Annotated in this window: 14 protein-coding genes and 1 tRNA gene; 11 read left to right on the top strand and 4 right to left on the bottom strand. The window is 58.1% G+C overall.

Features of this window, described 5'->3' with window-relative positions:
• The first annotated feature begins 94 nt into the window (after nucleotides 1-94).
• Nucleotides 95-168, top strand: a tRNA-Val gene (locus tag FEAC_RS06910).
• Between the two features lie 719 nt (nucleotides 169-887).
• Nucleotides 888-3,167 (top strand): putative bifunctional diguanylate cyclase/phosphodiesterase, encoded by a 2,280-nt coding sequence (locus FEAC_RS06905; protein ID WP_152623121.1) that lies wholly within the window; start codon nucleotides 888-890, stop codon nucleotides 3,165-3,167.
• Nucleotides 3,168-3,753: 586 nt separating this feature from the next.
• On the opposite strand, the gene FEAC_RS06895 is transcribed toward FEAC_RS06905, so the two are convergent.
• Nucleotides 3,754-3,960, bottom strand: a complete 207-nt coding sequence (locus tag FEAC_RS06895) for a hypothetical protein (RefSeq protein WP_052565925.1) — start codon at nucleotides 3,958-3,960, stop codon at nucleotides 3,754-3,756.
• Between the two features lie 301 nt (nucleotides 3,961-4,261).
• Here FEAC_RS06895 and FEAC_RS06890 point away from each other — a divergent pair, with 301 nt between their 5' ends.
• Together FEAC_RS06890 and FEAC_RS06885 are read left to right on the top strand one after the other, a co-directional pair.
• A complete protein-coding gene (locus FEAC_RS06890) occupies nucleotides 4,262-4,579 on the top strand; it encodes an AbrB/MazE/SpoVT family DNA-binding domain-containing protein (protein ID WP_035389739.1) in 318 nt (105 codons plus the stop codon).
• The gene (locus FEAC_RS06885) at nucleotides 4,570-4,986 is read left to right on the top strand and encodes a type II toxin-antitoxin system VapC family toxin (protein WP_052565923.1); all 417 of its coding nucleotides are present in this window, start codon (nucleotides 4,570-4,572) and stop codon (nucleotides 4,984-4,986) included. Before FEAC_RS06890 ends, FEAC_RS06885 begins: the two co-directional genes overlap by 10 nt.
• On the opposite strand, the gene FEAC_RS06880 is transcribed toward FEAC_RS06885, so the two are convergent.
• Nucleotides 4,976-5,278, bottom strand: a complete 303-nt coding sequence (locus FEAC_RS06880; RefSeq protein ID WP_035389738.1) for a hypothetical protein — start codon at nucleotides 5,276-5,278, stop codon at nucleotides 4,976-4,978. The genes FEAC_RS06885 and FEAC_RS06880 overlap by 11 nt on opposite strands.
• Nucleotides 5,279-5,503: 225 nt before the next feature.
• On the opposite strand from FEAC_RS06880, the gene FEAC_RS06875 reads away from it, so the two are divergent.
• The 4 genes from FEAC_RS06875 (at nucleotide 5,504) to FEAC_RS06860 (ending at nucleotide 8,159) form a co-directional block, all read left to right on the top strand.
• A complete protein-coding gene (locus FEAC_RS06875; protein WP_052565921.1) occupies nucleotides 5,504-6,031 on the top strand; it encodes an alpha/beta fold hydrolase in 528 nt (175 codons plus the stop codon).
• 179 nt (nucleotides 6,032-6,210) lie between these two features.
• Nucleotides 6,211-6,594 (top strand): phosphotransferase, encoded by a 384-nt coding sequence (locus tag FEAC_RS16080; RefSeq protein ID WP_035389737.1) that lies wholly within the window; start codon nucleotides 6,211-6,213, stop codon nucleotides 6,592-6,594.
• A gap of 95 nt (nucleotides 6,595-6,689) precedes the next feature.
• Complete coding sequence (locus tag FEAC_RS16075; RefSeq protein ID WP_052565919.1) at nucleotides 6,690-7,160, top strand: phosphotransferase; 471 nt, start codon at nucleotides 6,690-6,692, stop codon at nucleotides 7,158-7,160.
• Nucleotides 7,161-7,274: 114 nt separating this feature from the next.
• Entirely contained in the window at nucleotides 7,275-8,159 is an 885-nt protein-coding gene (locus FEAC_RS06860; RefSeq protein ID WP_035389735.1) for an alpha/beta fold hydrolase, read from the top strand.
• Nucleotides 8,160-8,810: 651 nt separating this feature from the next.
• On the opposite strand, the gene FEAC_RS06855 is transcribed toward FEAC_RS06860, so the two are convergent.
• Nucleotides 8,811-10,382 (bottom strand): MFS transporter, encoded by a 1,572-nt coding sequence (locus tag FEAC_RS06855; protein ID WP_052565917.1) that lies wholly within the window; start codon nucleotides 10,380-10,382, stop codon nucleotides 8,811-8,813.
• Between the two features lie 255 nt (nucleotides 10,383-10,637).
• Between FEAC_RS06855 and FEAC_RS06850 the strand changes: the two genes are divergently transcribed.
• Together FEAC_RS06850 and FEAC_RS06845 are read left to right on the top strand one after the other, a co-directional pair.
• Entirely contained in the window at nucleotides 10,638-11,807 is a 1,170-nt protein-coding gene (locus tag FEAC_RS06850) for a MalY/PatB family protein (protein ID WP_035389734.1), read from the top strand.
• The gene (locus FEAC_RS06845) at nucleotides 11,788-12,180 is read left to right on the top strand and encodes an ArsR/SmtB family transcription factor (protein ID WP_052565915.1); all 393 of its coding nucleotides are present in this window, start codon (nucleotides 11,788-11,790) and stop codon (nucleotides 12,178-12,180) included. The genes FEAC_RS06850 and FEAC_RS06845 overlap by 20 nt, the downstream gene beginning before the upstream one ends.
• 174 nt (nucleotides 12,181-12,354) lie before the next feature.
• Here the strand turns inward: FEAC_RS06845 and FEAC_RS06840 are convergent, their stop codons facing one another.
• Complete coding sequence (locus FEAC_RS06840; RefSeq protein ID WP_035389732.1) at nucleotides 12,355-12,942, bottom strand: TetR family transcriptional regulator; 588 nt, start codon at nucleotides 12,940-12,942, stop codon at nucleotides 12,355-12,357.
• A gap of 204 nt (nucleotides 12,943-13,146) precedes the next feature.
• Between FEAC_RS06840 and FEAC_RS06835 the strand changes: the two genes are divergently transcribed.
• The gene (locus tag FEAC_RS06835) at nucleotides 13,147-13,662 is read left to right on the top strand and encodes a hypothetical protein (RefSeq protein ID WP_035389730.1); all 516 of its coding nucleotides are present in this window, start codon (nucleotides 13,147-13,149) and stop codon (nucleotides 13,660-13,662) included.
• The last annotated feature ends 1 nt before the right edge of the window (nucleotide 13,663 follow it).

The following is a 13,663-nucleotide window of genomic DNA, read 5'->3' as shown; positions in this document are numbered from 1 at the left end:
GGTGTGCAAGTATTTGATCCAGGACTCCCTCGACCGAATCTGAGCACCACGTGAACAGTTTCCACAAATTAGCTGGCTAGTATCTACGTGTCGCGGGCGCTTAGCTCAGTTGGTTAGAGCGCAGCCTTCACACGGCTGAGGTCGGAGGTTCGAGTCCTCTAGCGCCCACTACAAAGTCACTGTCAAGCGCTATCTAGACCGAGGTGGCGACAACGGTTACAGGCCTTTCACCCCCATCACTGGAAGACCGCAAGGTGGGAGGCACGGTGCTACAACTCATCTGGCAACCGACATACGGCCCACTACGACAACCGAGGCCGAGGCTTACCGCCAGGAACGCCTGCGAGAGCATCGTCACGGCGGCACTCGAGACCCAAGCGGCTGCAAGATCACCGTGGCCGAGCGGTGGGAGCGGTGGTCAACCGCGAGGCAGACGACCGACTCGACCACCGCGCGCGAGAGGAGCATTTGGGGGTATCAGATCGAGCCACGAATCGGAGCTGTCCGCCTAGCGGACCTCCGGCGGTCATATGTAGCCGCATCGGTGGTGAGCCTGTTCCGGCTACCGTGACCCGATACCTAGGGGTGCGAAGAAGCTACTCACCGACGTGGTGATCGAGGGCTTGCTCGCTTCCAACCCTGCCATCGGAGTCAAGCCGTCCCGACCCGGCCAGTCAAAGCGGAGATTCCCTACCGTTAGTGAGCTGGTGCGCCATCAGACGCCTCTCAACCCACCCCCGAAAAAGCAGTAGAGCCTTCGAAAAGTCGGCAATGACCTCAAGCTGGCCGCCGCCACGACCGAAGTAGTGGGAGACGCCGCCACGTGTATGAAGGCCGTTACGGGCTGAGCGTCGGCGGGCGGGAGGAAGCTAGTGGAAGGGCTGAGGTTGGAGAACCTCGATCGGGGTGCACTCGACGAAGGGTTGGCGACGGTCTGTCGTACCGCCCTGGGCCCGCTCGATGCCAGCCGGATCACGGTGTGGCGCCTCGATGAAGAGGGCCGCGTAGTGACCCCGTACCTGAGCATCACATCCGACCGTGACCCCGCCGACTGGTCGGCACTGCCAGTCATACCCATCGGCGACCTGCCGTGCTACGCCGCCGCCTTAGACGGGACCACTTCGATCGTCACCGGCGCAACCAGGGCCGAGCAGGTGCTGCTCGCCTCAACCTACGCCCCGTCAGTCCGGTGCCGGGTCCTTCAACATCCCCGCCAGGTCGGGATGCTCACTGTCGAAGGCGCCGACCCCGCAGCAGGCGCGCCGGTACTGGAGGTCCTCGCCGCTGCAGCCGGAACGTGGCTCGAGACCCTGGCGCCGGAGGACGCCGAAACGGATGCGGCGGATGCGGCGTTGCTACAACTCCTCGAAGCCGGGGTCCAGGCCTGCTCACCGATGGAGGCGGCGGAGGCCTTGGCGGCCGCCGCGGCCCGAGCTCTGCGGTTGCCGACCGCCTGCGCCTACCTGGTCGACGGGGCCGGAATCATCAGCGAGGTGGCGACCGTCGGAGCCGGGCCAGGGCGGAACGAGGAGCTCCGAGCCAGCCTGATCGGGCGGCTGGCCGCCGACTCCCCGGTGTGGCGAAGGGCTGTGGAAGGTCCGACCCCGGGCCCCGACCTCATCACCGACACCAGGGGCGCCGGCCGGGTGAGGAAGAACGGAGTGGCGCAGGTACTCGGCCTACGGTCCCTCGCTGCCATCCCGCTCCTATCCAGCGACGGTCCGCTCGGCCTTGTCCTATGTGGTGATCAAGCGCCGCGCCGCTACTGGAGGGCGAGCGACCGAGCTCGCCTGGGTCAGCTCGCCCTCGAGGGCACCGTCGTGGTCGACAACGCCCGCCTCCGGCAGGCTGAGCGCTACGAGGCCAGTCACGATCCGCTGACGGGGTTGCTCAATCGCCGGGCCTTCTCCCAAGAGATGGACACCGCTCTCGAGACGGCCGCGGCTGCCAACGACTTGGTGACGGTGCTGGTCATCGACCTCGACCGCTTCAAACAGGTCAACGATCAACTCGGGCACCAGTACGGCGACGAGCTGCTCACCGAGCTGGCGGGGCGCCTCCGCGCCGCGCTGGACGATGGTGACCTCCTGGCCAGGATGGGTGGGGACGAATTCGCCATCGCCCTACTCTCGGGCCGTGACGGGCGGCCCGAAGAGGTCGCCGCCGGCCTGTACGCCAGCATACGCCGGCCCGTGCTCCTAGGTTCAACGCCCGTCCAGGTGACCGCCAGCATCGGCATGGCCACCTTCCCGGGTGACGGGGCCGATCTGACCGGCCTGCTCCGGGCGGCCGACCTGTCGATGTACGTCGCCAAACGAGCCGCCCGGCCATCCGGGGGACACCCGCGCCATTCGACCTGCGGCCGCGACCGCGACGCCCGCCTCCTCGACGACCTGCGCACTGCCCTGGACCGCGACGACCAACTCGTACTGTACTTCCAACCGAAGGTGAACCTCTCCAGCAGCGAGATCACCGGCGTCGAAGCTCTCGTCCGCTGGCGTCACCCTGACCTCGGCCTCCTCGGCGCGGATCGCATCGTTCCGCCCCTCGAGGCCGCCGGTCTGGTGACCGAGCTCTCCGACTGGGTCGTCCCTCGCGCCCTCGACCAGCTGCGCCGATGGGATGCCGACGGCCTGGAGCTGAGCATGTCGGTCAACGTGTCGGCCGACGACCTGGCCAATGACCTAGTCGCCCGGGTGGTGCGTTGGCTCGGGCAGGCCGGAATTCCGGGTCACCGCCTCGTCACAGAACTCACCGAGGGCGCGCTGCTCCCCGAGGAATCCCGGACTCTTTCCGTCCTCGAGGAGTTGCGTGCCCTCGGGGTCGAGACGAGTATCGACGATTTTGGCACTGGTTACTCCTCACTCGCCTACCTAGCCGCCCTGCCCGTCGACGAACTCAAAATCGACCGCGGCCTCCTGCGCGACGACCCGCGACACCGGCGCATCCTACGCGGGATCATCGGCGTAGGCCACGAACTCGGGGCTCGGATCGTGGCCGAGGGGGTCGAGACGGTCGAGGATCTCCGCTGGTTGCGTGCCGCTGGGTGCGACCAGGCCCAGGGATTCCTCCTCGGACGGCCGGCACCAGCCGCGACCCTCATCGACGTCCTCCGAGCGGAATCCGGTGCAGCCCGGACCCCCCGAAGCCGCAGCAGTCGGCCATAGTTGGCTCGACCATCGGTGGTGCCTACGGCGGCCGTGGTCTGCAAAAGGTCCCCGCCACTACGGGGCATCGATGGGCCAGTGGATGCAGTGCACGCGATCCGACCCAACGTGATCTAGGCGATGGATCTCCAGTTCGACCAGACCGCGGCTGGTGGGATGTTCAAGATCCTCGACGTCGTCGACGCGTTAACCGGCGAAGCACTCGCCTGCGAAGTCGAGTGTTCCATCGACGCCGACGGAGTGGTCAGATGCTTGGACCACCTGGCCTCCAGCCGCGGCGTCCCGGTATACGTCTGTTCCGATGCGAGTCCGAGTTCATCGCCAATGTCCTGGTCGACTGGTACCGGTTCACCGGTACCAGTACCGTGTTCATCGACCCGGGCTCACCGTAACAGAACACCTGGATCGAGAGCTTCAACGGTCAGCTCCGCTATGAGCGCCTCAACGACCAGCTGTTAGACCGGTTGCTCGAGTTCCAGGTGGGTGCTGGCCGACCGGAGGGATGCGTACAATCACCAACTCCTTTCTCATTGGGTCAAGGAATGTCGGCGTGAAGTGGAACTGAAAGGCGAGGGAGAGTACGGGGCTAGGTTCTCACCGGATCGGTCTTATAGGCTGCGTAGTTGTTAAGTGCGACGTGAACTCCCAGCTCTTTAGGTGCTTTCTTGTCGATGAACTCTACAGCCCTATGGGCAACGGTCATCTTGGTGATGACCTTGCCGGAGGCGACGTCGAGGGCGCACATTGTGGTTGCTGATACCGCCTGCGCTTGTACTGAAGTCCCTCGACGCAAGGGGAACCCCTGGCACCACCCGAAGCATGGGTTGGGTGCGGCTTAGGGCTTGCACCTCTCGTCTTCTCGTCAACACAGAGCACGATCGTGCGCCTCTGGTGGGTTTATATAGATCCCAGCAACGTCTCTGACCTTTTCGCATGAACTCTGGGTCATTGGATATGCGTAAAGGTCTCTACTATGTAGGGCTTTAAGCCAAAGGTTCGCCAGATCCTTCGCACCAGGATCCTTCCATTATGGAGGGAGAGACTCCAGCGGCGGTTGGATCGTGACGACGCTCGAATAAGTCCGCTCCGGGTTCTTGCCAGGTCACGCAATTATTGAACTCACCTTTCAGATCGCCTGCTCTCGTGGGGAGGTGATATTCTTTACAAATATGAAACGAGTAAAGAAACAGTGGCGTAGCGCCAAGATTAGCGAAAAGCACCAAGTGACTATTCCGATTGCCGAGATGCGAATCGCTGGTTTGGAGGCCGGTGAGCGTGTCATAGCCAGAGCTGATGGCCCGGGACGGGTTGTACTGGAACGAGAAGAGGACATTCTGGAGAGTTTCTCCGGATCTTTGACGGGAGTATTCGATCACGCAATCCTTGAGCAACTTCGCAACGAATGGGACTGACTGTCATCGACGCAGGTATCCTCATTGGTTTCTTCGATGAAAGTGATGCGCATCATCCGGGGGCAAAGAGAGAGTTGGCGCACGCCCGAGAGCGCGGTGATCAAATGGCAGTACCGGCATCAGCGCTTGCTGAGACCCTTGTGTCCCCGGCACGCAATGGCGAGTCATCGGTGATGGCGATTCGAGAGTTCATCGAGCGTCTTCCACTCGTGGTGGCTGAACTTGATATTGAAACCGCCGTTGTGGCAGCGAGATTGCGAGCCCGTCACGGCCAGAAGCTCAAGCTGCCTGACGCCATCGTAATCGCTACCGCTATTCAAAAAGAGGCGAGTGCACTTGTCACAACCGATCGGGATTGGCCTACAAAGAGCAAATTGGGTTTCGAAGGAGATCTCATCAGGCTCTGACCATCGCCTTTTCGTCTTTCCTGATTTCGGCAAGCGTAATCGTGGATGCTGAGTAGGCGATGCCACCAGAGCGAGATGCAGTAATCAGGGCAATGTCAATTGCCGCAAGCGCTGGGATCCGGTTCTTATTGTCTCTCTCAAGGTCCACCGAGTGGGAAGGCGGGCGAAGTGCGCTGTCCACTGAATGCTTACAGGAATAGGAACTCGGGGGGCGCCTTCGCCGCCTAACGAGTGCTCCTGCAAAGTGGCGGACGACAGCGTCTGAGAACTTTACGTAGTGAAGTTGATCCATGGGTGGGACCACCACCTCTTGGTTCTGTTCTCCACCACCTCATCGTAGGTAGCCATCTCGACATCTCAGCCTTCTCGCCCTCATCCAATTATTTTGCAATCCACGCACACACTGATACTGAGAGCGAGGGTGGCGCGCTAGCAAGGTAGCCCCAGTTCACAGGACCTACATAATGCTTGGCTCTCATGGCCACGCCGCTGAGGATCAGAGGCTCCAGGCACGCTGATGACTAACCACACCGAGGCTGACTCCACTAACGTGAGGGTGATAGCAGTTGACGAAAGGACAGATGTGGCGATCGAACACCTCCGACTGAGCGACGGCAGAACGTTAGAGTATTCTGACACTGGATCCAACTATCAAGACACGATCAACGCTCACCATGGAACTCCAGGGACCGGCTCGCCAATGGATTACGAACTTGCCAACGCAGCCGAACTTGGCATCTGTCTGATCTATCCAACTCGACCAGGTTACGCGAGCTCCTCCAGGCATCCAGGTCGAAGCGTTGCTTCCGTTGCTAACGACATCAAGGAGTTGCTCGACCACCTCGAGATCACTCGCTGTGCTAGTTATGGCACTTCAGGAGGAGGACCGCATGCACTCGCCTGTGGCGCACTACTTCCCGATCGAGTAGTCGCCGTCGCCTCGATAAGTGGTGTCGGAGCATACGGTCAAGATGATCTCGACTTCCTTGAGGGGATGGGGGAAGATAACCTCGACGAGTTTGGGTTAGCACTCCAACTTAAGTGAGCACGACGGCGCCTTAGGTCGCCCAACAGCGAACTCGGAGCAAGCGCGTGAATCTGAGGTTGATGGCGACTTCTGCTGATAGAACATTCCACCGCGCGCCAACTGTTTAATGTAGCGGTGTGAGTGTCCCACCAACACCTGAGGCTAGCTCCAAACTGAGCGCTCGTTAGGATAGAGCTGTGGTAACATTGCACGAGGATGAGATTGAGCTTGACTTGCCACTCGTGCGCAGGCTCATCGACTCTTCCTTTCCCCACCTCGGCAATCAACCGCTAAGACCTCTTGACGCCGGCGGGTCGACCAACATCCTGTTCCGGCTTGGCGATGACCTCCTGGTGCGACTACCTCGCCAACGGGGAGGCTCAGCAAATATTGACAAGGAAGCTCAATGGCTGTCTCTTGTCGCTGCCGCATCACCAGTTGCAGTCCCAAAGATCATTGCGATCGGCGAGCCTGATCTCGGATTCCCGGAGCGCTGGGTGATCATGAACTGGATAGCAGGGAAGACACCAGGGTTAGCATCTGCTGATCACAACAGCTCCACAGCTGATGATCTGCAATAGACCTAGCCAACTTCATCAAGGCTCTCGGGGAGCTCGAAGTTCCAGCTGACGCGCTCACAGACCCGTTGCTTTCCCACTACCGCAGTGAATCGCTAGTGTCAATAGATGCTGACATTCGGAGCTACCTCGATGACTGTCGCAGACTTCACGGCCTTGACCTTGACCTCGATCGCTGCCAAAAAGTCTGGGAGGCTGCGATCGCGCTACCTGACAGTGCCGAGCCGGCGACTGCGCGGTGGCTACACGGCGACCTGCTCGCCGAGAATCTGTTGGTCCAAAACGGTCGACTGGCCGCGGTGGTCGACTTTGACTGTCTCTCCGTTGGGGATCCCACTGTAGACCTCGTCATCGCATGGGAACTACTCAACCCGCCAAGCCGCGAATTGTTTCGATCTCGCCTTGAAGTTGATGACGTCACCTGGATCCGAGGTCGGGCCTGGGCGCTGGCAATCGCGCTGATGACCTTCCCGTACTACTGGCAGACCATGCCGGAACGTTGCGCTGCTCGCCTCGCCATGGCACGTGCGGTATTAGCGGAAGCTCCGCCGTTGCTCGATAATGGGTGATGATTTGGCAGACTGTCTCGCACGCCTCGCCATTCCAAAACTGTTTTTGGTGATCAACATCATTCGGCTATGCCCACTAGCGTGATCCTGAAAGCAACTTAAGAAAGGGAGGCGATGGCACTCAATCAGCTCAAATTGAGCGACGGTAGAAGGTTCGAGTATTTTGACTCTGGACCTGACCGACGCTACACGGTCATTGCACACCATGGAACCCCTGGAGCTGGCGTTCCAATGAACTATGAGCTTGCTAACGCTGCCGAACTTGGGGTCCGTCTCATCTTTCCAACTCGACCGGGTTACGCAAGCTCCTCTAGGGATCCAGGCAGATCAGTAGCTTCCGTGGCCAGCGACATCAAAGAGCTCCTTGACTACCTAGAGATCGCCACCTGTGCTTGCTATGGAACTTCGGGGGGAGGACCGCATGCGCTGGCATGCGGAGCATTGCTTCCAGACCGAGTAGTCGCCGTCGCCTCGATAAGTGGTGTCGGAGCATACGGTCAAGATGATCTCGACTTCCTTGAGGGGATGGGGGAAGATAACCTCGACGAGTTTGGCTTGGCGCTTCAAGGCGCCGACAATCTCAGTCAGTATCTAAATCAGGCGCGGGAGGCGATGGTGGCCGCAGACGTTGATTCCATAGTTGCCACCATGGCCACACTATTGACCCCCGTTGATGTGGCAGCCATCCGACATCTCGGAAAGGAGATCGTCGATGACTTTGACCACGCCTTGAGCAACGGAATTGACGGGTGGCTCGATGACGATCTAGCCTTTGTCAAGCCGTGGGGATTTGAACTTGATGCGATGACTACCCCGGTGCAAATCTGGCAAGGTGATCAGGACCTGATGGTTCCGGTACAGCATTCCAGCTGGTTAGCAAACCACATACACAGCAGTGAGCTGCTGCGACTACCCGATGAAGGACATTTATCAACACCGCTTCATAACTCAACCAAGATCTTGTCCTGGCTGAAGGGTCATCTGCGCGACAATCTTTGATCGCGTTTAGCTCCGATTCTCTTGGCAACTATCGTCGTGAATCACATACACAACCACAGAGGCTGAACTAGTTCCTCTAATCGCGCCGCAGTAGCTGTTCTAGGACGCCTAACCATAAGAGTGGTTAGTCGACCACCACCAATTATCATGCCCACCAGTGTCAATGGTTGGATTATGACAGCTCGATGAGATAGGGAGAACACGTTCGGTGACTGAGAGCATAACACAGCACCTGCGTGTTGTCGAAAGAATTACGAGTCACCAGTCCCAGCCAGGACGAACTGCTGATCCATTGAGAGTGGTCCAGATATGAGAGCAAGGTCAGCCATCTGAGCCACTACCACACAGATGGGCGGAGAACTGGCCGTTCACCGTCATGCGCCCAGCCATAGACACAGATCATTGACCGACTTAGAGAGACTTAGAGAACAGTCAGCATCGCTGGCAACGTGCGACTAAGCGAGGATTAGAACGACAACTATAAAGCTCACCCAGCCGTTCCCTGCCAAGAAGCGGCTGAGTGAGCTGTCAGAACATTTGTATGCTGCCGACAAATTTGACTCCCGATGGCTAACCATGCCAGCAATGGCCATTGAGCTAAATCTCTGTCGAACCTGGTCACAACGCAGCAATGGCCAGCAGAGGACACTATCAGTCTGCAATCGTCTCCTCGGGGACATTGTCCTCAGATGGTCGCTTGTTGCCAATTGCGAACCCTGTCCCTGCTCCAAGTAGACATACGACGATGCCAACCACCATCGCAACATGGAGTCCAGAGAGAAATGCCGCGTGCGATCCATTGGTGATAGCCAGCTGCAACTGCGCCGGGATATGAGCGACATGCGGCGCCGCCCCCTCTGCTATCAACGGTTTTGCAGCCAGCAACTTCGGTGCCAGTGAGCCAGGGACCCCTGCCTTGGTCATTTTACTCACCAGCGTCGAACCCACTCGATCAAGGAGGACCGAACCGAGTACGGAGGTTCCAATAACTCCACCAATCTGTAACGCCGTCGACTGAACCCCGCCGGCTACCCCAGCATCCTGGGATGGTGCATTGCCCACTATCGCGTCAGAGGTGGCAGTCAGAACGAAACCGACTCCAAGACCCAGTATTACGAAGGGAACGGCGAGCAGGGTATAGCTCGAATTCACCTCGAGGCTCGTAAGAATCCATAGACCGACAGCGGCGAAAAGCATGCCAATCGTTACTGGGAATCGCGGACCAAAACGCTGATTCAGGGCTGCGCCGAGCGGAGCAGAGACAACAAACATCGCCGTCAGCGGCAACAGGCGAACACCAGCTTGTATCGGCGAATATCCATGAACCTCCTGCAGATAGAGAGAGACAAAGAAGATGACACCATAGAAGGCGAAGAAGTTAAGGATCACGCTGATGGTGGACATAGAGAGCGCCCGGCTAGCGAAGATCCTGAGTGGCAGCAACGGACTGCTAACTCGACCTTCGGCAAAGATGAAAAGAGCCGCAAAGATGATAGCCCCTCCGAAACAGGCGAGCGTCTTCGGATCCGTCCAACCCCAGGTCTGCGTTTTGATCAGGCCAAAGACCAGCAGAAACAGGGTCGCAGCTAGCGTCAGTATCCCAGGAAAGTCCGGAGACTCCACATCAGTCTCGCGACTCTCTAACAACACCAAGACACTGATAACGATGCCAATGATCGAGACCGGGAGGTTTAGGTAGAACACAGACTGCCAGGAGACGTCCTGAACGAGAAGACCTCCAACGATTGGTCCTCCTGCGATGGCGATCGCGGAGGCCGCACCCCATACTCCTATGGCAGTATTCAGCTTTTCGAGTGGGAAGGTCTTACGCAAGATCGCCAGCGTGTTTGGCATGATGAACGCCCCGAACGCCCCTTGGAAGACACGGAACAAAATAACTAGACCAATCGAACCCGATAGCCCGACTCCGACGCTCGCGAGGGCAAAGCCAGCCATCCCGATCAGATAGATCTTTCGACGGCCAACACGATCACCAAGCTTGCCGGCTGGAATAAGGAGGACCGCTGTAACCAACAGATAGCCATTGGTTACCCACTGCAGGTCCGCGAGGTTCGCATGTAGTCCTCTAGCGATAAACGGATTCGCAATCGAAACGACGGTTGCATCCAGACCAACCATAATGACGCCGAAGGCCACCGCAACCAGCGACCACCACGGGCTGCCTCGAAGCCCCCTCCTCGTAACACTTTGGGACGAATCCATTCTCTCTCCTTCTTTCTTACCACTACGCCAACTAGGGCATAATCAGCTAACTGCCTTTAGAACTCTGTCAGTCACTGCCATTTTCAACTACCAACCTAGCAGATTTGTTCCCAAAACTGATCCTCCCGAGCTGAATCCAAAGACTTACGGTGTGATCTATCATGAAAAACAGTCGCAAGCTGGGCAAAGGTTGTCATCCGATCGGCTGACACCGAACTCAACAATCGCTTTTTCAACGGAATACACTTGGTTACCATGACGTTGCAATTTCCCGCTGAAGAGAGCTTCGCCGCAGTTCGCGCCCGCCGCACTCATTCCATCAAATGGCAACGCTACCCAGCAGACGTCTTGCCGGCGTGGGTAGCGGACATGGATTTTCCACCCCCCAAAGAAGCCCTTGAGGCCGGCATCACACTTCTCGACCGAGGCGATACTGGATACCCTTCGCCCGATCTAGTCATGAACTACCAGCTCTCCTACCAGGACTGGGCCAAGAACAACTTTGGCACCCAACCCAACTCTCTCGCAACCGTTGCTGACGTAGTGGCAGCACTGCGAATTATCATTATGGCGGTGACCGACCCTCGGGCAGGAGTTATCGTCCTTACGCCGAGCTACCCACCGTTTTTTCGGGTTGTGAACGACGCCGAACGCGAGCTAGTTCCAGTCCCTATGCAGCGAATCAATCGACGTTACACAATCGATTTTGACCTCGTCGCTAGAGTCGCTGCCAAGGAGCATGTACAGGCGATCATCCTGTGTAATCCCCAGAATCCCACAGGACGTGTCTTCACCAGGAACGAATTGACGATGATCGCTGAGATTGCGGAAAGGGAACGGCTAATCGTCATCTCGGACGAGATTCACCAGGACCTTCGCGCACCGGGTACAGTCCATATTCCGTACTCCTCGCTCGATCACGAAAGCTCCAGCCGTGCAGTCGTCCTCGCGTCACCGTCGAAGTCATTCAACATCGCTGGCCTCAAGGTAGCTCATATCGAACTGCCAAGCGACACCGAGCTCCGCTCTCGCATCGAAGGCAGTCCTCTCCTAGCGCTCTCGCAAGCTACCTCTATTGGGCTCAGCGTCGGCACACAAGCCTACCGGACCGAGGGCGATTGGCTCGCCGAGGTTCGCACCATCATCGATGAGAACTTCAACCTCGTCATAAAGGGGTTGGGAGATCAAGACGGTATAACCATCACAGAGCGCGAAGGCACCTATCTCCTCTGGGGTGAGCTGCTAAGGCGTCCCTCCGGCCAGTCCGCCTATGAGTTTCTACTCAACCGTGCACGAGTAGCGGTAGGCCCAGGGGAGGATTACCTGCCAGGAGCACCAGAGTTCTTCCGGCTAAACCTTGCCGCCTGGCCATCCGTCGTCGAGACAATGATTGAAAGGATCCACGATGCGCTCGCTGCCCTCTAAATTCTCCAAATCTGGGCTCCTGCAGACGCAGGCGACTCTTGTACAAGGGGAGGACATCCCTCATCTCAGCCGATTCTTTGCCGCCCTTGCCGACCCGACGCGGCTCAAGTTGCTTGTTGCGATCAACTCCGCTGGTCGTCTAGGTGCCACAGAGTGCGTGAAGGCATCAGGGCTGTCGCAAGGACGAACCTCTGTGCATCTCAGCTGCTTAGCAGCCTGTGGGCTCATCGCTGTAGAACGTGTAGGGAGACGTAAGTACTACAGGATCGCTAGCACTTTAGTGCCAGAGATTCTCTGTCTTTCTCATGTAGTAGTGGACGAAAACGTTGCCACCCTTGCCCAGTGCAGGACTGCACAACCGACCGCGTCATAACCATCTATCGTCTCCCCCACGGCCGTCGCCCTCGAGATTGCGAAATCCACGAGGGCGACAGTCGTCGAAACTGATTAGTTGTCATTACGACTACGAACTCTGATCAACGCACGAGTCCCTCACGCGATCATGGCAAAATTTTGAGCTAAACCCGATAGGGATTGCTCGGCGAGACTAGATCCCTTCACCACCAGTGCTCAGCAACCCTCCTCGATCCAACAGAGCAAGGGCGGCAAGCATGTCGCCAACAAAATCACCGCCATCATAAGACCATTGATCAAGCACCGTCTCTGCGACCATAAACAGAGCGTTAGCAATCAACCCAACCCGGGAACTCGACTCCTCGAGTCCGAGGCGCCCAGCGATGATCGGACGCAGACGAACCGCTGACTCCCAGCCATCCACCAACCAACGAGCACGCAGCGATGGTGTGGTTGCCAACAGGCGCAACAGCTGCCGGTCTCTGTCTACATCGGAGTCTGCCTCCGTCGAACGAAACACCACCTGCACTGACTCTAACAGACTCTCGTCAGAGGGTCTAACAGCCAAGGAAGCAAGCAGCTTGTCGACCTTTAGCCACAGAAAACTCATCACCACCTCCTCTTTGGTGGCGAAGTATCGAAAGAAGGTGCGTGGAGAGATATCGGCGGCCTGAGCGATCTCCTCGACCGTAGTGTGATCGAAGCCCTTCATGACAAACAGATCGGCTGCCACCTCGGCCAGCAAGGCACGGGTGCGCTCCTTACGCTCTTCAATCGTCATAAGCTAACTCCATTCAGGGCTCCTCGGTTAGTCGCTACCATCGGCTGTCCCGTTGCGAACTCAATTGCCTCTCTATATCGAGAACTCCCGATGATGGGCAAGTAGTGGAAATCTCCGCCATCCAACCGATGCTCAGCATACTCTCGGAGTCGAATCTAGCTACCTGGACGCAGCCAGACCCTATCCCACTAGGCTTGCCCAAGTATGGCCGCCCCACTTTCAAAACGCGAACGTCAGATAGGTTTTGGTATCGTAGCGCTCACCGCTATCGCCTACATCGCCATCTGGACTCCAGTCATTATTGGCAAAGTAAAGCCAGCAAAAAATGCATCCTTCCTCAATAATCCAGCCGTCGCGATCACCGAAGGACTAGTGTTGATGGCGATCACAGCCTTCATGATCTATCGCAACCAACGCCGATTCGCCGGAGTTGGTGCAATCGTCGTCGCACTAGGCGCTGGATGGGGCAGCCTCGTGCTAGTTGCCTTTCCTCTGATGGCTTGGGGCGTTTTCGTTGGGTTCAAGGTTGATCGCGCCCAAGTCGAGCTACGACGTCAGGCGCGGCTGGCAAAGAAGGCTGGACTAGCTCCTCCAAGCTCGTCTGGTAGCAGCGCCGCCATGATGGCACCCAGGCCAAGGCCTACCGCATCAAAGCGCTATACCCCACCCAAACCTCCCTCCAAACGCGAGGCTAGGCGTAGGCGCAACAGCCGTCCCTGAC

The organism is Ferrimicrobium acidiphilum DSM 19497 (assembly GCF_000949255.1).
Lineage (GTDB): Bacteria > Actinomycetota > Acidimicrobiia > Acidimicrobiales > Acidimicrobiaceae > Ferrimicrobium > Ferrimicrobium acidiphilum.
This window is presented reverse-complemented; position numbering and strand designations above follow the sequence as displayed.